Annotated in this window: 17 protein-coding genes; 8 read left to right on the forward strand and 9 right to left on the reverse strand. The window is 69.4% G+C overall.

From position 1 onward, the window contains the following. The first annotated feature begins 24 nt into the window (after positions 1–24). Genes DA1_RS26330 through rtcA form a run of 3 tightly spaced genes read left to right on the forward strand, consistent with a single transcriptional unit; the run spans position 25 to position 3,189 of the window. Positions 25–1,242 (forward strand): RtcB family protein, encoded by a 1,218-nt coding sequence (locus DA1_RS26330; RefSeq protein ID WP_174549419.1) that lies wholly within the window; start codon positions 25–27, stop codon positions 1,240–1,242. Positions 1,243–1,295: 53 nt separating this feature from the next. Continuing rightward, the gene (locus DA1_RS26335; RefSeq protein WP_034389518.1) at positions 1,296–2,117 is read left to right on the forward strand and encodes a nucleotidyltransferase domain-containing protein; all 822 of its coding nucleotides are present in this window, start codon (positions 1,296–1,298) and stop codon (positions 2,115–2,117) included. 13 nt (positions 2,118–2,130) lie between these two features. Further along, positions 2,131–3,189, forward strand: coding sequence for an RNA 3'-terminal phosphate cyclase (gene rtcA / locus DA1_RS26340; RefSeq protein WP_034389520.1), 1,059 nt, complete (start codon positions 2,131–2,133; stop codon positions 3,187–3,189). Between the two features lie 6 nt (positions 3,190–3,195). Here the strand turns inward: rtcA and rocF are convergent, their stop codons facing one another. After that, positions 3,196–4,161 carry an arginase gene (rocF, locus tag DA1_RS26345; protein WP_034389523.1) on the reverse strand — a complete coding sequence of 322 codons (966 nt, stop codon included), beginning with the start codon at positions 4,159–4,161 and terminating at the stop codon, positions 3,196–3,198. A gap of 17 nt (positions 4,162–4,178) precedes the next feature. Next, entirely contained in the window at positions 4,179–5,252 is a 1,074-nt protein-coding gene (ocd, locus tag DA1_RS26350; RefSeq protein ID WP_034389525.1) for an ornithine cyclodeaminase, read from the reverse strand. Between the two features lie 115 nt (positions 5,253–5,367). Between ocd and DA1_RS26355 the strand changes: the two genes are divergently transcribed. The 3 genes from DA1_RS26355 to sugE all read left to right on the forward strand — a co-directional run bounded on the left by DA1_RS26355 (position 5,368) and on the right by sugE (position 7,642). Next, positions 5,368–6,648 (forward strand): THUMP domain-containing class I SAM-dependent RNA methyltransferase, encoded by a 1,281-nt coding sequence (locus DA1_RS26355; RefSeq protein WP_012202615.1) that lies wholly within the window; start codon positions 5,368–5,370, stop codon positions 6,646–6,648. Then, positions 6,645–7,133 carry a putative toxin-antitoxin system toxin component, PIN family gene (locus DA1_RS26360; protein ID WP_034389526.1) on the forward strand — a complete coding sequence of 163 codons (489 nt, stop codon included), beginning with the start codon at positions 6,645–6,647 and terminating at the stop codon, positions 7,131–7,133. The genes DA1_RS26355 and DA1_RS26360 overlap by 4 nt, the downstream gene beginning before the upstream one ends. A gap of 191 nt (positions 7,134–7,324) precedes the next feature. Continuing rightward, entirely contained in the window at positions 7,325–7,642 is a 318-nt protein-coding gene (gene sugE / locus DA1_RS26365) for a quaternary ammonium compound efflux SMR transporter SugE (protein ID WP_012202617.1), read from the forward strand. A gap of 61 nt (positions 7,643–7,703) precedes the next feature. On the opposite strand, the gene DA1_RS26370 is transcribed toward sugE, so the two are convergent. The 6 genes from DA1_RS26370 to DA1_RS26395 form a co-directional block, all read right to left on the reverse strand. Further along, positions 7,704–10,160 carry a TonB-dependent siderophore receptor gene (locus DA1_RS26370; RefSeq protein WP_034389528.1) on the reverse strand — a complete coding sequence of 819 codons (2,457 nt, stop codon included), beginning with the start codon at positions 10,158–10,160 and terminating at the stop codon, positions 7,704–7,706. A 108-nt stretch (positions 10,161–10,268) separates the two neighbouring features. After that, positions 10,269–11,240, reverse strand: a complete 972-nt coding sequence (locus DA1_RS26375) for a FecR family protein (RefSeq protein WP_034389531.1) — start codon at positions 11,238–11,240, stop codon at positions 10,269–10,271. Beyond that, entirely contained in the window at positions 11,237–11,758 is a 522-nt protein-coding gene (locus DA1_RS26380) for a sigma-70 family RNA polymerase sigma factor (RefSeq protein WP_034389532.1), read from the reverse strand. Before DA1_RS26380 ends, DA1_RS26375 begins: the two co-directional genes overlap by 4 nt. 87 nt (positions 11,759–11,845) lie before the next feature. Continuing rightward, positions 11,846–12,397 (reverse strand): GNAT family N-acetyltransferase, encoded by a 552-nt coding sequence (locus tag DA1_RS26385; protein ID WP_034389533.1) that lies wholly within the window; start codon positions 12,395–12,397, stop codon positions 11,846–11,848. A 417-nt stretch (positions 12,398–12,814) separates the two neighbouring features. Next, entirely contained in the window at positions 12,815–15,211 is a 2,397-nt protein-coding gene (locus DA1_RS26390) for a cytochrome P450/oxidoreductase (protein WP_034389535.1), read from the reverse strand. A 30-nt stretch (positions 15,212–15,241) separates the two neighbouring features. Beyond that, positions 15,242–16,222, reverse strand: a complete 981-nt coding sequence (locus tag DA1_RS26395; protein WP_034389537.1) for a Bug family tripartite tricarboxylate transporter substrate binding protein — start codon at positions 16,220–16,222, stop codon at positions 15,242–15,244. A 160-nt stretch (positions 16,223–16,382) separates the two neighbouring features. Here DA1_RS26395 and DA1_RS26400 point away from each other — a divergent pair, with 160 nt between their 5' ends. After that, positions 16,383–17,228 (forward strand): IclR family transcriptional regulator, encoded by an 846-nt coding sequence (locus tag DA1_RS26400; protein ID WP_016450515.1) that lies wholly within the window; start codon positions 16,383–16,385, stop codon positions 17,226–17,228. Positions 17,229–17,258: 30 nt separating this feature from the next. On the opposite strand, the gene DA1_RS26405 is transcribed toward DA1_RS26400, so the two are convergent. Continuing rightward, entirely contained in the window at positions 17,259–18,083 is an 825-nt protein-coding gene (locus DA1_RS26405) for a BUD32 family EKC/KEOPS complex subunit (RefSeq protein ID WP_051940479.1), read from the reverse strand. 194 nt (positions 18,084–18,277) lie between these two features. Between DA1_RS26405 and DA1_RS26410 the strand changes: the two genes are divergently transcribed. After that, a complete protein-coding gene (locus DA1_RS26410; RefSeq protein WP_012202623.1) occupies positions 18,278–19,060 on the forward strand; it encodes an IclR family transcriptional regulator in 783 nt (260 codons plus the stop codon). Position 19,061: the final 1 nt, after the last annotated feature.

Consider the following 19,061-nt stretch of genomic DNA (forward strand, 5'->3'; position numbering starts at 1 on the left):
ACAAGAAGACTGAAGGACAACGCAATGAACTACCTGCAACACAACGTGGAAAACGGCGTCCCCATCAAGATGTGGACCAAGGGTGTGCCCGTCGAGGACGAGGCGCGCAAGCAGCTGGAGAACGCCGCGCGCCTGCCCGTGGTGTTCAAGCATGTCGCGGCCATGCCCGATGTGCACCTGGGCATAGGCGCCACCGTGGGCTCGGTGATCCCGACCATCAAGGCCATCATCCCGGCGGCCGTGGGCGTGGACATCGGCTGCGGAATGATGGCCGCCAAGACCACGCTGCGCGCCGAGGACCTGCCCGACAACCTGGGCCCGCTGCGCTCGGCGATAGAGCAGGCCGTGCCGCATGGCTCGGTGCCGCGCCACCGGGGCCGTGATCCCGGCAGCTGGGAAAACCCGCCCGTGTCGGTGGACCAGGTCTGGGCCACGCTGGCCGATGAGTTCGACCTGCTGTGCGAGCTGCATCCACGCCTGGCCAACACCAACAACCGCAAGCACCTGGGAACGCTGGGCAGCGGCAACCACTTCATCGAGATCTGCCTGGACGAGGCGGGCTTCGTGTGGTTCATGCTGCACTCGGGCTCGCGCGGCGTGGGCAATGCCATCGGCACCCATTTCATCGAGCTGGCCAAGAAGGATGCAGAACTCCATCAGCGCAACCTGCCCGACAAGGATCTGGCCTATTTCGAGGAAGGGGCCCGCTACTTTGGCGACTATGTGCGCGGCGTGTCCTGGGCGCAGAAGTTCGCCATGCGCAACCGCGAGGTGATGATGGCCAACCTCATCGCCACGGTGCGCAAGGTGATCGCCAAGCCCTTCGAGTCGCATGTGGAGGCGGTGAACTGCCACCACAACTACGTGCAGCAGGAGCGCCATTTCGGGCAGGACGTGTTCATCACCCGCAAGGGCGCGGTGAGCGCGCGGCGCGGCGAGCTGGGCATCATCCCGGGCAGCATGGGCGCGCGCAGCTACATCGTGCGCGGCCTGGGCAACCCGGAGAGCTTCGAGAGCTGCAGCCACGGTGCGGGCCGCGTGATGAGCCGGACCAAGGCCAAGAAGATGTTCAGCGTGGAGGACCACATCAAGGCCACCGAGGGCGTGGAATGCCGCAAGGATGCGAATGTGGTGGACGAGATTCCCATGGCCTACAAGGACATCGATGCGGTCATGGCCGCGCAGCAGGATCTGGTCGAGGTGGTGCACACCCTGAAGCAAGTGGTGTGCGTGAAAGGGTGAGTGGATGAGGGCCCCGGGCTCTCATCCTCCAGAACAGAAAGCAGGATGAGAGCATGAGGGAAGAGAAGGTATTGAGCGCGCATCCGGTCTCCGACGCCATGCGCGCCACGGTGCTGGCCAACCTGGTCGAGGTGGAGCGCAGGCACGAGGTCACGGTGCTGTTTGCCTGCGAGTCGGGCAGCCGCGGCTGGGGCTTTGCCTCGCCCGACAGCGACTATGACGTGCGCTTCATCTATGTCCACCGCCTGCCCTGGTATCTGACCGTGGCGCCGGGCCGCGATGTCATAGAGCAGCCGCTCAGCGGCGAGCTCGATGTCAGCGGCTGGGAGCTGCGCAAGGCGCTGGGGCTGCTGCGCGCCTCCAACCCCACGCTGCTTGAATGGCTGCGCTCGCCCGTGGTCTACCGGCAGGAGCAGCCCTGGGCCGAGCGCCTGCATCTGCTGGCCGAGCAGGGCTTTTCGCCGGTGCGCGGCTACCACCACTACGTGGCCATGGCGCGCAAGAACCTGCGCGCCCACCTGCAGAGCGATGTCGTGCGCTACAAGAAATACTTCTACGTGCTGCGCCCCTTGCTGGCCGCGCGCTGGATACGCGAGGGGCGCGGTGCGCCGCCCATGCGCTTTGCACAGCTGGCGGCGGGCACGCTGGAGGATGCAGGCCTGCTGGCCGAGCTCAACGAGCTGCTGGAGCTCAAGATGCGCCTGGGCGAGGCCGCCAAGGGGCCGCGCCGGGTGCGCGTCCATGATTTCCTGGAGCGCGAGCTGGCCCATGCCATGGCCCATGCGCCGGATCCGGGGTACCAGGCCGATGCGGCGCCGCTGGACCGCTATCTGCGGGATGCCGTGGCGCGCTTTGGCGGCAATTGGCGGCAATGAATGAAAGAGAAAAATGAAAGTGATCGAGATCGACGGCTCCGCCGGGGAGGGCGGAGGCCAGATGCTGCGCAGCGCGCTGGCGCTGTCCATGTGCACGGGCCAGCCCTTTGCCATGCAGCGCATCCGTGCCGGGCGCGCCAAGCCGGGCCTGATGCGCCAGCACCTGGCCTGCGTCAATGCCGCCGCCGAAATCTGCGGCGCGCAGATGCAGGGCGCCGAGATGAATTCCCAGGCGCTGCAATTTGCGCCGGGGCCGGTGCGTGCGGGCGAGTACCGCTTCGTGATCGCCTCGGCGGGCAGTTGCACCCTGCTGCTGCAGACGCTGTGGCCCGCGCTGATGCTGGCCAATGGCGAAAGCCGCCTGACCCTGGGCGGCGGCACCCACAACCCGGCCGCGCCGCCCTTCCACTTCCTGGAGCGCAGCTATGCGCCGCTGCTGCACAGGCTGGGCGCCCGCTGCGAACTGCGGCTGCGCCGGCTGGGCTTTTATCCGGCCGGTGGCGGCGAGATGGACGTGACGATCACGCCGGCAACCAACGGGCTGGTGCCTTTCGATATCACCGAACGCGGCGCGCCCGTGGCCAGCCATGCCGAATGCTTTGCGCCCGCGCTGCCACGCGCGGTGGCCCAGCGCGAACTGGACCATCTGGGCGAGGCCCTGGGCTGGTCTGGCGAGCAGCTGCAGGTGGCTGCCGTGCGCCAGAACGAGGGGCCGGGCAACGCGCTGCTGGCCACGCTGGCCTATGAGCACCTGAGCGAAGTGTTCACGCAGTTCGGCATGAAGGGCGTCAGCGCCGAAAAGGTGGCGCATGACCTGGCGCGCGAGGTGCGCCGCCACCAGGGCAGCCGGGCCGCGCTGGGCCCGTACCTGGCCGACCAATGGGCCCTGCCGCTGGCGCTGGCCGTCTGGCGCAGCGGGCGCGCTGCCAGCTACACCTGCACGGAACTGACGCCGCATGCTCGCAGCAATTTCGAGGTGATCGAGCGCTTTGTGCCTGTGCGCTTTGTGCCCGTGCGCCTTATCACGGACGCAACGGGCGACGGCTGGCGTGTTTCGCTCTCGCCAGCCTGAGCGGCCTCAGCGATCGGCCCGCACCAGCGTGCTCTTGCCGAACAGGCTCTCCAGCAGGTCCACCACCAGTTCGGCCGTCTGGTTGCGCACATCCAGCGCGGGATTGAGCTCCACCAGATCCATCGAGCCCAGGCGTCCGGTGTCGGCCAGCATCTCCATGCACAGCTGGGCCTCGCGGTAGCTGGGGCCGCCGCGCACGGGGGTGCCGGTGCCGGGCGCGATGTCGGGATCGAGGTAGTCCACGTCGAAGCTCAGGTGCAGGTGGGTGTCGCTGCCTTCCAGGTCTTCCAGCGCGCGGCGCATGACCTCGCGCATGCCCAGCTCGTCGATGGCGCGCATGTCATAGACCTCCACGCCCAGCGAATGCAGCAGGCGCTTTTCCTGGTCATCCACGCTGCGCAGGCCGATCTGGCACAGCGAGGCGGCTGCCAGTGCCGGATCGCCGCCCTGGGACAGCGCGGTGAGCGCCGCGGGCCCCAGGCCGCACAGGCTGGCCACGGGCATGCCGTGCAGGTTGCCGCTGGGCGAGATATCGGGCGTGTTGCAGTCGGCGTGGGCATCCAGCCAGATCACGCGAAGCGCGCGGCCCAGGCGGCGGCAGTGGGCGGCCACGGCGCTGATCGAACCCATGGCCAGGCTGTGGTCGCCGCCCAGCATCAGCGGCAGCTCGCCGTCGTCCAGCGCCTGGCCCACGGCCTGGTGCACGGCCTGCATCCAGGCACGGGCCGGTGCGAGGTGGCGCAGCCCCTGCTCGGGCGGTGTCTGCGGATTGGGCGGGCCTGCCAGATTGCCGATGTCGCTCACCTGGCAGCCCAGCTGGCGCAGCGCCGGGCCCAGGCCGGCCACGCGCAGTGCGTCGGGCCCCATGGCGCTGCCCAGGCGGCTGGCACCGATGTCGGTGGGCACGCCTATGAGTCTCAGGGCGCGTGCGGTCTGCGGGGTCGTATGGGTGTTCATGCTCATGGGACCCATGGTATGCAGTCCCCGTGTCAGCCAAAGCCGCGTTCTGCCTGCCCGGCCTCGCGCACCAGCCGGTACAGGTCGCGGGGGTCGGCCAGCGCAGGCACCAGGTCGATCGACTGCATCAGTCCGGTGTCGTGGGCCAGCGCGCGCAACCAGCGCAGGGCCGAATAGTCCTCGAGCGCAAAGCCCACGGAGTCGAACAGCGTGATCTCCGTGTCATGCCCGCGGCCCGGCGCCTGGCCGTTGATGACCTGCCACAGCTCGGTCACGGGCGCATCGGCGGGCAACTGCTGCAGCTCGCCTTCCACGCGCGTCTGGGGCGTGAACTCCACGAAGATGCGCGCGCGCCGCAGCAGTGCCAGGGGCAGCTCGGTCTTGCCGGGGCAATCGCCGCCGACGGCGTTGATGTGGGTGCCCGGGCGCACATCGGCATCGGCGATCACGCAGGCGCGGTGCTTGGCGGCCGTCACCGTGGTCACGATGTCGGCGCCCTCCAGGGCCTCGGCGCTGCTGGCGCAGCAGGTGATGCGCTGGGCCGCGATGCCCGCATGGCCCAGGTTGTCCACGAGCTTGCGCATGGCCTGGACATCGATGTCGAAGATGCGCAGCCGTTCCACGCCCAGCAGGTGGGTGAAGGCCAGGGCCTGGAATTCGGACTGCGATCCTGCGCCGATCAGCGCCATGCTGCGGCAGCCCGGCCGCGCCAGCCGGCGCGCGGCCAGCGCCGAGGTGGCGGCAGTGCGCAGCGCCGTGGCCAGCGTCAGGTCGGACAGGAAGACCGGCAGGCCCGTGGCCACGTCGGCCAGGGCGCCGAAGGCCATCACCGTGGGCAGGTCCCGATCGGCGTTGTCCGGGTGGCCGTTGACGTACTTGAAGGCGTAGTCGAGCGCATCGGACACGGGCATGAGCTCGATCACGCCGCCGGGCGAATGGTGGGCGATGCGGGCCGATTTCTCGAAATCGGGCCAGCGCGCGAAGTCTTCCTCGATGGCATCGGCCAGGCCGGCCAGGCAGGTGGCAACGCCGACCTGCGCCACCAGGCGTGCGGCCTGCGTGGCGCCGAGGAAATCCGTGTGGACGGGCGTGGTTCGAGGCTTCATGGTGCTCTCCCTCGCGGTTGCTTCCACTGTAGGCCCGGGCCGAAGCGCAGGCAAGCGGGTTTCGGCTGGCGCCTGCGCGGGGAATCGCGGTGCGCGTATGCTCGGCACCCAAGCTATGAACCAACTGCATCTGTTTTTGCCCTGCGCCGCCGGCGTCGAGGGATTTCTGGCCGACGAGGTCCACGCGATCACCGGCCTGAGCGGCCACGACCTCATGGTGGGCCGTGGCGGCGTGATGGTGCGCGGCCTGTGGCGCGACGCCCTGCTGCTGAACCTGCACAGCCGACTGGCCCAGCGCGTGCTGGTGCAGCTGTCGCAGACCCTGTACCGCAACGAGAACGACCTGTACCGCGCCGCCAGCGAAGTGGCCTGGGAGATCTGGTTCTCCCCGCGCGAGAGCTTCAAGATCGAGGTCACGGCCCAGCACAGCCCGCTGACCAGCCTCAACTTCGCGGCGCTGCGCGTCAAGGACGCCATTGCCGACCGCTTCCGCGACAGGAAGGGCGTGCGCCCCGACGTGGAAACGCGCCACCCCGACGTGCGCGTGCACCTGCACCTGACGACCGACGAGGCCACCATCTACATCGACACCTCGGGCGAGGCGCTGTTCAAGCGCGGCTGGCGCGAGGACAAGGGCGATGCGCCGCTCAAGGAAACCCTGGCCGCGGCCATGATCGCCGCCACGGGCTGGGACCCGCATGGCGACGATCCCCAGCCGCTGTACGACCCCTGCTGCGGCAGCGGCACGGTGCTGATCGAGGCCGCGCAGATTGCACGCCGCATTCCGGCCGGCATTCTGCGGCGCTTCGCGTTCGAGAAGCTGGTGCCCTTCCAGAGGCATGTGTGGGAAGCCATGCTGGACGAGGCCGAGGCCGCCATCCTGCCCGACAGCCCCGTGGCCATCTATGGCTCCGACGTGTCCCACCGCATGGTGGACTTTGCCCAGCGCAACGCCGAGCGTGCGGGCGTGGGCCAGACCGTGCAACTGCGCGGTGGCGACGCGCTGCAGCGCATGCCGCCCTGCGAGCAGCCCGGCCTGATGCTGCTGAACCCGCCCTATGGCGAGCGCATTGCCGCAGCCGGCTCGGCCGGCCGCAGCGCCGGCGAACGCATGGAAGTGGTCGAGCGCGCGGGCCGCGAGACGGCCCAGACCGAGGACGGCGTGGAATTCTTCAGCCAGCTGGCCACCCACTGGAAGAAGAACTACAGCGGCTGGAGCGCCTGGATGCTCACGCCCGACCTCAAGCTGCCCGGCAAGATGCGCCTGAAGGAGGCACGCCGCACGCCCATGTGGAACGGCCCCATCGAATGCCGGCTGTTCCGCTTCGACATGATCCGTGGCGCAGTCAAGCCCAGAAAGGCCGCCGAAGGCCCGGCAGAGGGCGCCGCGCCATGAAGATCGTGCTGCGCTGGCCGCAGTGCAACGACGGCTACGAAGGTCCCCTGCCCCGGCCCGTGGTGCTCGATACCAATGTGGTCCTTGACATGCTGATCTTCGACGATCCGCATGTCCCCCCCATCCGCGAACTGGTGGAGCAGGGACAGATGCGCTGGATTGCCGACCAGGCCCAGCGCCTCGAACTCGAACGCGTGCTGCACTACAGCCAGATCGCGCCGCGCGTGGCTTTCTACGGCAAGACGGTCGAAGGCGTGCTCTCGGCCTTTGACGGAGCGGTCGAGTACGTGGCCGATGCGCCGCGCATCCGCTTTGCCTGCACCGACCCCGACGACCAGCATTTCCTGGACCTGGCCAGCCAGCACCAGGCGCTGCTGATCAGCAAGGACAAGGCCGTGCTCAAGCTGCGCAAGCGCGTGGCCGGCCTGGGCGCCACCGTGGGCAACATCCTGCTGGCCGAGCACGAAGAGGCGCAGGCCGCCTGACGCCCTGGTCGCTGTTGTGCAGCAACCACCCAGGCGGCAATGGGGCAACAGCCTGGGTGCGGCCCACTGGACGGCTTTCTCCTAAACTGGCGGCCATGCAGCAAGGCGCAAGCCCTTCTGCCAGGAGGACGTCCTCCCCCACATCGGGACATGCATGCGCCGGGACGACCCGGCTTCACAAGGAGTTTTCCATGGCATGGGTCTATCTGTTGGTGGCGGGGCTGCTCGAAGTGGTCTGGGCGTTTTCGATGAAGCAATCGCACGGCTTCACGCGCCTGGTGCCCAGCGCCATCACCATCGTCACCATGATCGCCAGCTTCGGCCTGCTGGCCGTGGCCATGCGCAGCCTGCCGCTGGGCACGGCCTACACGATCTGGACCGGCATCGGCGCCGTGGGCGCCTTCCTGGTCGGCATCACGGTCCTGGGCGAGCAGGTCAGCGCCATGCGCATCGGCGCGGCCGTGCTCATCGTTTCGGGCCTGGTGCTGATGAAGCTGTCCTCGGACTGAGCGGGGCCGCCCCCTGCCGGCCAGGCCGGCAGGAGGTCGGGGACCGGGCTCAGAACCTGGCTCAGAAGCGGTATTTGACGCCCACCATCAGATTGCGCGGCGTGCCGTAGTGGCTGTAGTAGCCCGCGTAGCTGAAGTACTTGCGGTCCAGCGCGTTGTTCAGGTGCACCGACGCACTCCAGTGCCGGTCGATGTCATAGCGTGCCATCAGGTTCACCACGGCATAGCTGGCCTGCCGTACCGTGGCGTCGCCTACCTCGCTTTGCCAGTTCACTCCGCCGCCCAGTGTCAGCCCCTGTAGTGCGCCGCCCAGGCGGTAGCTGCTGAAGAGCTTGACGCTGTTGCGCGGCAGCATGGTGTTGATGCGCTGGCCCTCTGCATTCGTGGTCAGGGTGTTGGCATAGCCGGCAGAGACCTGCCAGCCCGGCGCCAGCTCACCGCTCAGTTCCATCTCCAGCCCCTGGGAGGTGGTGTTCTGCTCGGCCTTGTAGACATTGCTGCCCGGAAATTGCGCCTGCCACACCGCCAGGTTGTCCTGCTTGAGGTTGAACAGGGCCAGGCTGGAGTTGAGCTTGCCGTCCAGGTGCCTGCCCTTGATGCCGACCTCCAGTCCCCGGCCTTCCATGGGCGCCAGCGTGGCATTGTTCTCGTCGCGTACCCAGGAGGCCTGGGGATTGAAGATCTTGGTGTAGCTGGCGTACAGCGCCCACTGGGGCGTCATGTCGTAGACGGCTCCCACGTAGGGGATGAAGGCGCCGTTTTCCCGGGCGCGGGTGGTGGTGGCTTCCCCTGTGTCCGGCGTGCTGGCGGTGTCGCGCCCCCAGTAGATCTGGCGGCTGCCCAGGATCAGGCGCAGCGGCTCGGAGATGCGGAAACGTCCGGTCAGATAGCCTGCGTACTGGTGCTCCCTGGTGGAGAACCGGCCGCTGGTCGCGAAGTCGGGCACGGGATTGCTGCCGTCATAGGTGAACAGGTTGTCTATGCGGCCTGCCGCCGAGCCGGAGTAGTCGTAGAGCCAGCTGCCGGAGGTGGGCCCCTTGTCCTCGAAGCGCGACAGTGTCAGGCCGGCGATCAACTCGTGCTCGCGGCCGAACAGCTTGAGCGGGCCGGTCAGGTACATGTCGAGGTTGTGCTGGCGCGGCTGGCCCTGAAAGCGCACGGGTAGCAGGCTGGTGCCGCTGCCATCGGCCTGCAGCGTGCCGTTGAGGTAGGTGTAGACCGAGTCGTAGCGGTCCTGGCCGTAGGCGTACTCGACCTTGCCGGTCCAGCCGCCGCTCAGCTCGCGCTCGATGGAGGTGAAGAAGCCGCTTTGCTCATGGTTGTTGTACGACCAGTTCGGCGATCCGTTCAGGGCGCGGGGCAGCCGGGTGGCACTGCCGTCCGGAAACCGCGACGGCAGGCCCGAGCGCATCGGCGCATCCACATCGTTGCGCAGGTAGCTGAAGCCCACGGTCCACAGGGTCCGGTCGTCGAGATCGACCTCGGCGATGCCGTACAGCAGGCGCGAGTCCTGGTGGTAGCGCTCCAGCCAGGCATCGCCCGATTGGTAGTCCGCAACCAGGCGCGCGCGGGCCGAGCCGTCCTGGTTCAGCGGGCGGGAGATGTCCAGGCCCGCGCCTCGGCGTCCCCAGCTGCCGGCATCGACATTGAGCTGCGTCTGGGGCCTGGCCGTGGGGCGCTTGCGGATCAGGTTGATGGTGGCCGAGGGGTTGCCCATGCCGCTGATGAGGCCCGTGGCGCCGCGCACGATCTCCACGCGGTCGTACATGGCCATGTGCTGGGTGTACTGGTTCAGGCCCGCAGCCGTGGGCACGCCATCGATCTCGTAGTTCTGGATCTCGAAACCCCGCGACCAGTAGCCGTCGCTTTCGGCACCCAGTCCGTCGCGCGTGACGATGATGCCGGGCGCGGCCTCCAGCATGTCGCTGAGCCGCGTGGTGCCCAGATCCTCCAGCCGCTGGCGCGTCATCACGGTCAGCGCCTGGGGCGTCTCCTGGGGAGCCAGGTTCAGGCGCGTGGAGCTGCTGGACGATGCCGTGGTGTAGGAGTCCGTGCCCTCCGTGGTCGAGCCCGGGGCCTTGCCGGACACGGTCACCGTGGCCAGGCTGACGCCTTGCTCCGGCAAAGGCGCTGCCGACGCAGGCAGGGCGCTGGCCTGGGGCGCTGGCCGCACGCCGAGCACGCCCTGGGCATCGCGCGTGAGCACCAGGCCGCTGCCGGCCAGCGCGGCCTGCAGCGCCTGCTCCGCCGTGTAGCTGCCCTGGATGGCAGGTGCCTGCTTGCCCGAGGCCAGGGCGGGGTCCAGCGACAGCGTGCGGCCGCTGTGCTGGCCAATGGCCAGCAGCGTCCGGGCCAGCGGCCCGGCTGGCAGGTCATAGCGTTGGCGCTGGGCGGCTTCGGCGCCGGAGGCTACCGCGGCCTCCTGGGCGGTCTGGGCCTGGACGGGCAGGGTGGCGATGAGGGCGGCCAGGGCTGCGGCATGGGCCACGGGGCGCCATGCGAAAAGAGAGCGGGACATGCTTGTGGACTCCGGAGAATGGGGGATGACACAGGACATGTCGCGCGAGCGGGTCGGATGTGATCACCCCTGGCGCAGTTTTTTTTGGAGCCCCGCGTTGACCGGGCCTCAGGCCGCATCGATCAGCGTCAGCCAGCCGCCGCGATAGCGCGTCACGCGGATGGGCAGGCTGCTGGCCAGCGCCTGCAGCGCACGGTCGGTATTGTCCAGCGGGAAGGTGCCCAGCACGCGCAGCCGGGAGGCGGCAGGGGCGACGCGCAACAGGCCGGTCCGGTAAGGCCGCAGGGCGTCGACCACCGAGTCCAGCGGCCAATCGTCCACGGCCAGCATGCCGCTTTGCCAGGCCGCTGCCGCCTCGGCGCGCGCCAGGGCCTCGGAAATGGCGGCCCCGTCCATCCAGGCGCTGGCGCCGGCCTGCAGCGGGGACTGGGCGCCCAGCCGCGTGTGCAGGTCCACGTCCTGCGCGAGCGCGGCCACCTGCGTGCGTTCTTCCTGCAGGCGCACCATGAAGCGCGCGCCGTGCGCTGCCGGCACCTGGGCCTGGCCATGCCGGGTCTGCACGGTGAAGGGGCTGCCGGCCGGCACCTGCGCGATCAGCGCGCCCTGGCGCAGATGCACGCGGCGGCGGTCGGCGCCCAGGTCGATATCGATGGCGCTGCGCGCGTCCAGCAGCAGCCGGCTGCCGTCGGCCAACTCCAGGCTGCGCCGCTCGGCCGTGGCGGTATGGGCATCGGCCAGCAGGCCAGGCAAAGGCGTGAATCGGTGGGCCACCAGGCCTCCCAGGGCCGCGCCCGCAAAGGCCAGTGCGCCGCCCGCAATGCGCCTGCGGCGGCGGTCGGGCTGCAGCAGTGCGCTCAGCGCTGCATCGGCTGACGCATGGCTGGAGGTGTGGGGCGCCAGCGGTTGGAGCACGCGCTCCAGCGAGCCGCTCACCTGGGACCACGCGGCTTCGTGGGCCGGGTCGGCCTGTCGCCAACGGTCCAGGGCCTTGCGCTGGTGCTCGGTCATGGCTCCCGAGCGCGACTCCACCAGCCAGGCGATGGCCTGCTGGCGCAGGGCGGCGGCCGAGGTGGCACTCATTGCGGCAGCGCCGTTGCGCAGTCCAGTGCGCAGCAGGCGGCTATGGCGCGCCCCATGTGGCGCCGCACGGTGATCTCGGCAATGCCCAGGCGCAGCGCGATCTCCCGGTAGGGCATGTCGTGCAATTGGTTGAGCAGCAGCACGCGGCGCGTGGTGGGTGGCAGCGACTGCAGCACGCGGTCCACGGCCTGCAGCGCCTGCACGAGGGCATAGCGCTCCTCTTCCGAGGGCTGGTGGACGGCGGGCTGGGCCGTCAGCGCTTCCAGGTAGGCCTGCTCCAGGTCACGCCTGCGCCAGAATGAGAACAGCGTGCGCTTGGCCATGGTGGTCAGGTAGGCGCGCGGGTTGTCCAGCGGTGGAAGGTGGCGGGTGGTGAGCAGTTGCACGAAGGTGTCGTGCGTCAGGTCTTGCGCCTGTGCGGTGTCGCCCAGCTTGCGGCGCAGCCAGCCTTGCAGCCAGCCATGGTGGTCTGCGTAGAGCACGGCGACGGGAGGTGGCGGCAGGGGATGGGCGGGCATGCGGCGGGACAGGTGATGGGATGGGAATGCGTCTCAATTATCACGCCATGCCCTCACTCCCCGTGATTCACCTCGCCCGTGAGGCCCTCAGCGGCCCGTGCCCAGCTCCAGCGTCAGGCGCAGCATGTCGCGGTGCTGCACGCCGCGCTCCCACAGCTGGGTGGTGTAGTGCCTGAGGAAGAAATCCCGGTCTATGCCCGTCACGCGAAAACCCGCGCGCTGGTAGAAGACCAGCTGGTCGCCAAAGCTGCCCGTGCCGACCTCGATGCGCGGCGCTCGCTGGGAGCGCGCCCATTCGATGGCACGCCGCAGCAGGGCGCTGCCCAGGCCCCGGTGGTGCAGCGATTCCGCAACCGCGATGTTCATCAGCTCCCAGGCGGGTGGGCCTGAGGCCTCATCGCCGCTGGCGCGCAGCGGCACCAGCACGCACATGCCCAATACCTCGCCGCGCCCGCCGGGGCGCGGCGGCTGGCCTTCGCGCTGGAAGGACTCGCGCGCGGCAAAACAGGTGGAGCCCGCCAGATAGCCGCGCACCTTCTCCCGCGACGGATCCGCCGACAGCAGCAGCGGCCACGGCGCCTCGGCCGGGTTCAGCGGCTCTATGTGCCAGGGTGCGAGGGAAACGGAAGGCGCGGTCATAAGCCTGAATCATCCCATGCCTGACATTGGGACGCAGTTGGGCTCCTCTGCGGAATCTTGACGTGCGCTTACAACTGTGCCTTTGCACGGGTGGATCTAGTGGTTTATACTTAGACCTAGGGTAAACGCTTAGAGGGTTTTCCCGGCATTCGCGGCACTTGAGATGCATGCCGCCAGTGATTGTTGAGCGTCTCAGTAAGGAAGTTCACCATGCGCCAAGCAATCTATTCCCTGATCGATTTCATCCAGCAAGCCCGCAACGCCGAGCTCGAAATCGCCAACCAGTAATCCGGTTGGAGGCAGGTGCGCCCCGAAGCGCGCCCACCGATGCGATCGCCCCATTGCCGATGATGGCCTTGGGGCTTTTGTGTTTCTGGGCGCCGGGCTTGCGGGCGCCGGGCTGCCCTGTAGCCCTGGCTACAGGCCCAGCACCAGCCTGCCGCTCCTGGCGCGCGAGCAGCAGCTCATCATCTTGGTGCAGGCCGCGCGCTCGCCGCGCGTGAGCACCATGTCGCGGTGGTCCACCTCGCCTTCGAGCACGGGCACTTCGCAGGACCCGCACAGCCCTTCCCGGCAGTCGCTTTGCACTTCGATCTTCGCGCTGCGCAGGGCGTCCAGCAGCGTCTGGTCGTTGCGCACCTGCAGCACAAGGCCCGAGGCGCGCAGTTCCACCTCGAAGCCCTGCTCCCTGGCAGGGTCCAGCGCCCCCACGGTGGAGACGAAATGCTCCACGCGCAGGCTGTCCTCGGGCCAGTGGCGGCTGGCGGCCTCCAGGCCGTCCAGCAGGCGCGCCGGTCCGCAGGCATGGATGCGGGCTCCGGCGCGCGGCGTGGCCAGCAGGGCGGCGTAGTCGGCGCGCCGGCCTTCCTCCGCCACGTACAGATGCAGCCTGGCGCCATGCTCGGCCAGCAGCGGCGCCAGCAGCGCCATGCCCGCGCGGCGCCGGCCGCTGTAGTGGATCTCATAGGACAGGCCCAATGCCCTGGCGCGCCGTGCCATGGCCGAGATGGGCGTGATGCCGATGCCGCCGGCCACCAGGATCAGGTGGCTGGCGCCTTCGTCCAGCGGGAAATGGTTGCGCGGGCCCCGCACCTGTACGGTGGCGCCGCGGTGCAGATGCTCGTGCACCCAGGCCGAGCCGCCACGGCCGTTGGCCTCGCGCAGCACGGCAATCTCGTAGCTGCCGGTGTCCTGCGGGTCGCCGCACAGCGAGTACTGGCGTGACAGGCCCGTGTCGCCGCATTGCAGGTCGATGTGCGAGCCCGGCGTCCAGCGCGGCAGGGCGTGTCCATCGGCGGCCTTCAGGCGCAGGCGCAGCACGCCTTCGGCGGCGGCCTCGGCCTCGGCCACGACCATGGGCCGGCTGGCGCCGCCCTGCAGGGCTTCGCCGATGCGCACGGGCTGGCGCGCCTGCAGCAGGGCGGGACGGGCGCGCTCGGGGTTGAGGGCCGGGTCCCACTCCACCCACAGGTGCTCGGGGCCCCGGAACGAGGTGTTGGGCACGTAGGTGAACCGCTGCTCGGCCAGCCGCATGTGGGGAAGGCGGCGCGTGAACTCCTCCAGGAAGATCTGCATCTCCATGCGCGCCAGGTTCTTGCCCATGCACTGGTGCGAGCCATAGCCGAAGGTCAGGTGGTCGCCGGCGTTGTCGCGGTGGATGTCGAAGAAGTCGGCATCGGCGAAATGCCGCTCGTCGTGGTTGGCCGACGAGGTCACGATGAGCAGCTTCGAGCCCGCCGGCACGGCCACGCCGCCGATCACCACGTCGCGCGTGGCCAGGCGCCGCCAGGCGGCCACCGAGCCGTTGTGGCGCAGGCATTCCTCCACGGCATTGGGGATCAGCGCGGGGTTCTCGCAGATCTGCTTCCAGGCGCCGGGATGCTGCAGCAGCAGCTTGACGGCGTTGGCTGTGGCATTGGCCGTGGTCTCGTGCGCGGCCACGATGCCGGCCATCATCATGGAGTGCAGGTAGGAGTCGGTGACGACCTCGGGAAGCTCCTTTTGCTTGCGTATGCCGTATTGCATCCAGCCCGGCGCATCGGGGTTCTCGCGCATCTTGGCCAGCACCTTGCCGGCCAGCTGCCAGAAGTTGCCCACCGCATGGGCCACGGCCACCTGCTGCTCGGGCCGGGGCCGGCCCCAGGTGTTGACGGTGTGGGCGATGGAGTACTCGCGCAGCCGGTCCATGTCCTCCTCGGGCACGCCGAGAAAGTGCAGGGCTACGGTCAGCGGCACCTCCCACAGCATCTGGTCCACGAGGTCGGCGCGGCCGTCGTCGATGAAGCGGTCCACATAGGCGCGCGCCAGCTCGCGCACCATGGGCTCGTGGTGGCGCAGCTCCTCGGGCGTGAACGGGTCCATCAGCGCGCGGCGGCGCGGCATGTGGGCGGGCTCGTCCTCGTTGACCAGGGTGCGGTTCAGCGCGAAGCCGTAGGAGGCCAGCACGGCATTGGCCTCCTCGCCCGTGGGCGTGATCTTCTCCAGCGCGATCGAGGGACTGAAGGCGATGTTGTCGCGGAACACCGCCTTGATGTCGTCGAAGCGCGTGACCACCCAGTAGCCCAGTTGCGGGCTGTAGAACACCGGCTCCTGCTCGCGCGCCCAGCGCACATATTCGGGCGGGTCCTGCTGGTAGCCGTCGCTGAACGGGTCGAAGGCCGCGGCACCCGCGCTGACGGGGCAGCCCGTGGGGCCGGTCTGGCCGCTGGGCTGGCGGTGGTCGAAGGGGCAGCGCGCGGAGGCGGGCGCAGAGCCGGACGCAAAAGCGGACGCAAAGGCGGACGGGGCGGTGTCGGGGGCGGCGGAGGCAGTCATGGCAGGTTCGCAGGCAGGAGGCGCGGAGGGTCAATCCAAAGTGATGTTCTGGTCGCGGATCAGCTGGTGCCAGCGCGTGCTTTCGCTGGCCAGCAGCGCGGCGAACTGCTCGGGCGTGTTGCCCACGGGCTCCACGCCGAAATCCACGAGCTTCTGGCGCACGGCGGGCTCGTTGATCGCGGCCACGACCTGCCTGTGCAGGGCCGCGATGACCGGGGCCGGGGTCCTGGCGGGCGCCACCAGTCCCACCAGGGCGGCGGCCTGCACCTTGGGCAGGCCCAGCTCGGCGAAGGTGGGCACGTCGGGCAACTGGGGCAGGCGCGTGGCGTTGGCCACGGCCAGCGGGCGGACCTTGCCGCCCTTGATGAAGCCTGCGCCCGCGGCCAGGTCCACCATCATCACGGGCACCTGGCCGCCAGCCACGTCGCCCAGGGCCGGCGCCGCGCCCTTGTAGGGCGCGTGCACCAGCTTCAGGCCGGCCTCCACCCTGAGCAGTTCCATGGCCAGGTGGTGCGGGCTGCCGGCACCGGCCGAGGCGTAGTTCACGCCGTCCTTGCTGGTGCGCGCCTGGGCCAGGAAGTCTTTGGCCGTGGCCGCTGCCATGCCGGGGCCGGCCACCAGGATCATCGGGAAGCGGCCCATCAGCGTGACCGGCGCGAGGTCCCTGGCGGGGTTGTAGCTGAGGCTCTTGTAGAGCACGGGATTGAAGACCAGTGTGCCGTTGTCGGCCGACAGCACGGTGTAGCCATCGGCGGCGGCGCGCGCGGTTTCCGAGGCACCTATGGCCGTGTTGCCGCCCGGGCGGTTGTCCACCACGATGGGCTGGTGCACCTGGCCGCCCCAGGCCTGGCCTATGGTGCGGGCCAGGAAGTCCGAGCCGCCGCCGGCCGCGTAGGGAACGATCCAGCGCACGTTCCTGCTGGGGAATCCGTCCTGGGCCAGCGCGCCGGGCAGGGCGGTGGCCGATAGCAGGCCTGCGGCCAGTGTGGTGAGGAAAAGGCGCTTGTGCATGGGGCTTGTCTCCGGTGAGGCCTGGGTGGAATCCATGGAATCTTGTTTTGCGTAATTTTTCTACGCATTGCGTAAAAACACCGCCCGGGATTACCCGCAAGCTGCGGCACAATGCCCCGCCAGCCCTTAAAACAGGCCTTTCCAGACCCGTCCTGCCGCCATGACTTCCACTGTTGCCTCCGAGATTGACGAGCCCGCGCCGCCGCGCGAAAGGCGCCAGCGCGTGCAGGCCGCCGAGACCTGCCTGGCCGTGCTCAAGGCCCTGGCCACGCTGGGCGGACGCGCCAGCCTCACGGCCATCGCGGGCGCGGTGGAGGAAAGCCCGGCCAAGGTCCACCGCTACCTGGCCAGCCTGATGGCCGAGGGGCTGGTGGAGCAGGACCGTGGCGGCACGCAGTACGCGCTGGCGGCCGAGGCCATGCGCGTGGGCCTGGCCGCCATGCGGCAGTCCGACCCCATCCGCCTGGCCGAGCCTGCCCTGCTGCACCTGCGCGAGGCCTTGCAGGTCACCAGCTTCGTGGCCGTGATGGGCAACCTGGGGCCGACCATCGTGCGCTTCGAGGAGCCGGGCCTGCCGGTCACCGTCAATGTGCGCGTGGGCTCGGTGATGTCGCTGCTGTGGTCGGCCACGGGGCGCGCCTTCTTCGCCTTCATGGACGACGATGCCCGCGTGGATGCGCTGCTGGCCCGGGAGCTGGCCGAGGCGCCGGCCGCGCGGCGCGCGCTGCTCGATGGCGCGGACCCGCTGGGCACGCTGCGCCGCGAGATCCGCGCTGCGGGCTGCGCCTCGGTGCGCGACGTCAACCTGCCGGGCATCAGCGCCGTGGCGGCGCCGCTGCACGACTACACAGGCCATGTGGTGGGCGTGCTGTGCGCGCTGGGCGCCAGCGGCGGCTTCGACCCGGACCCGCAGGGCGCGGTGGCCCGGGCCCTGCGCGCCGAAGCGGCGCGCGTCAGCGCCTCGCTGGGCCATCTGCCCGGTGAGGCCCGGCTGAAGCCCGGCTGAGGTCCGGCTGAGGCCTGCAGCCCGCTGCCGCTACGGCGTCACCAGCGTGTAGGCCATGCGCACGCGCTGCATGTCGCGGCCCAGGCGGCGGCTTTCGGGCAGGCGGCGCACCCAGGCCAGCTGTTTCACGGTGCGCGCCATCAGGGCGCGGGTCTCGGGCTCCATGGACTGCACGAAGTCCCGCCAGGCCGTGCGCGCGGCCGGCATGGCGCCGGCCTGCTCCAGTATCCAGGCCGTGGAGTGGGCGTAGCACAGGGCATCGCGCACGCGGCACAGCGCCAGGGGCAGGTGGGCGGCAGGGTCGTCCTCGAAGTCGATGAAGCCGATCACGCCATCGGCACAGCAGACCATGTTGCGCGCAAAGGCCTGGCTCAGGCAGTCGCCGCTGCCATGCACCTGCTGCAGGGTCTGCAGGCCCTGCAGCCACAGCGCCAGCGTGCTGCCATCCCCGCGGGGCAGGGCGGCTTCCATGGCATTGCCCAGAGAGGGCGCTTCCACGCCGGGGCTGCCCAGGTGGCGCATGGCAAAGCCGTCCTCGCACTCGGCCAGCACGGCAGGCACGCGCAGGCCGCGTTGCGCGAGCTGGCGCAGGCGGCGTACCTCGGTGCGGATGGCTTCGTGGCCGCCGGGATTGGGCACGGGCCGCAGCACGGGCAGGCGCAGGCACAAGGCGAGCAGGGCCAGCGCGCGATAGCGCCATGCCGGGTTGCTGGCGCCCGCGCGCTTGACCCAGATGGTTTCGTCTTCCCGGTCATAGCGCTGGATGCTGAGAGGCTGGCTCAGCACATGGGCGCGCAAAAAGGCGTCGTAGTCTGGCGGCTCGGGAGGCGGGACGGCGGAGGACGGTTCGGACACGGCAGGCTCTGGAAAGTGAGTGGCTGGCGCGCAACGCCAGCCGGATGCGGCAATTGTGCCGTGCCAGGACTTGCCGCTTGCGCCGGCCGGCAGGGGCGCCAGGGTTTGCACTGCGGCAAGGCTGGTGGATTTGCCGCCCGGCAGCCGGAAAATTGAGACAATCGTTTCATCTTTAGCAGTGCCGAAAACCATTCATGAACACAGAAGACAGTGGCAAGCTGGTGGCCGCCCTGGTGCGCGGCATCTCCGTGCTCCAGTGCTTTTCCAATAAGCACCAGGAACTCAGCGCCCGTGAACTGATGGACATGACGGGCCTGCCCAAGCCCACGCTGTTCCGCCTGATCGACACCCTGTGCGAACTGAACCTGATGCGCTACTCCGAGCGCCTGTCCAAGTACGTGCCGGGCGTGGGGCTGCTGAACCTGTCCTCGCCCGTGCTGGCGCGCATGCACATGCGCCAGTTCGCGCGGCCGCACATGCAGGAGCTGGCCAACCATCTGGAAGGCCAGATCCAGCTGGCCGTGGGCCACGGCCGCCAGCTGTGCCTGGTGGAGCTGGCCAACGGCCTGACCAACAAGGTCTTCCTGCCCGAGATCGGGGTGCACATCTCGCTGTCGCGCACCGCCACGGGCCGCGCCTACCTGCTGAGCCTTCCCGAGGCCGAGCGCGAGGCCTTCATCGCGGAACTGCAGGCCGACGATCCCGCACGCGCCCAGCAACTGCGCGAGCGGCTCGACGATGCGCGGCGCGACCTGGCCGAGCACGGCTTTTGCCGCAGCCACGGCGACCTGCACCGTGAGATCCAGTCCATTGCCGTGCCCATGTCCACGGCCAAGGACGGCGAGTACTGGGTGTTCTCGGTCTCCCTGCCCATCTACAGCCCGCAAAGCCGCGCGCTGGAAAGCGATGCCGGGCCGCGCCTGATCACGCTGGTGCGCCTGGTCGAGGGCATGCTGGGCGCCTCCAGCCTCTCGTGAA

The organism is Delftia acidovorans NBRC 14950 (assembly GCF_001598795.1).
Classification (GTDB): Bacteria; Pseudomonadota; Gammaproteobacteria; order Burkholderiales; family Burkholderiaceae_C; genus Comamonas; species Comamonas acidovorans.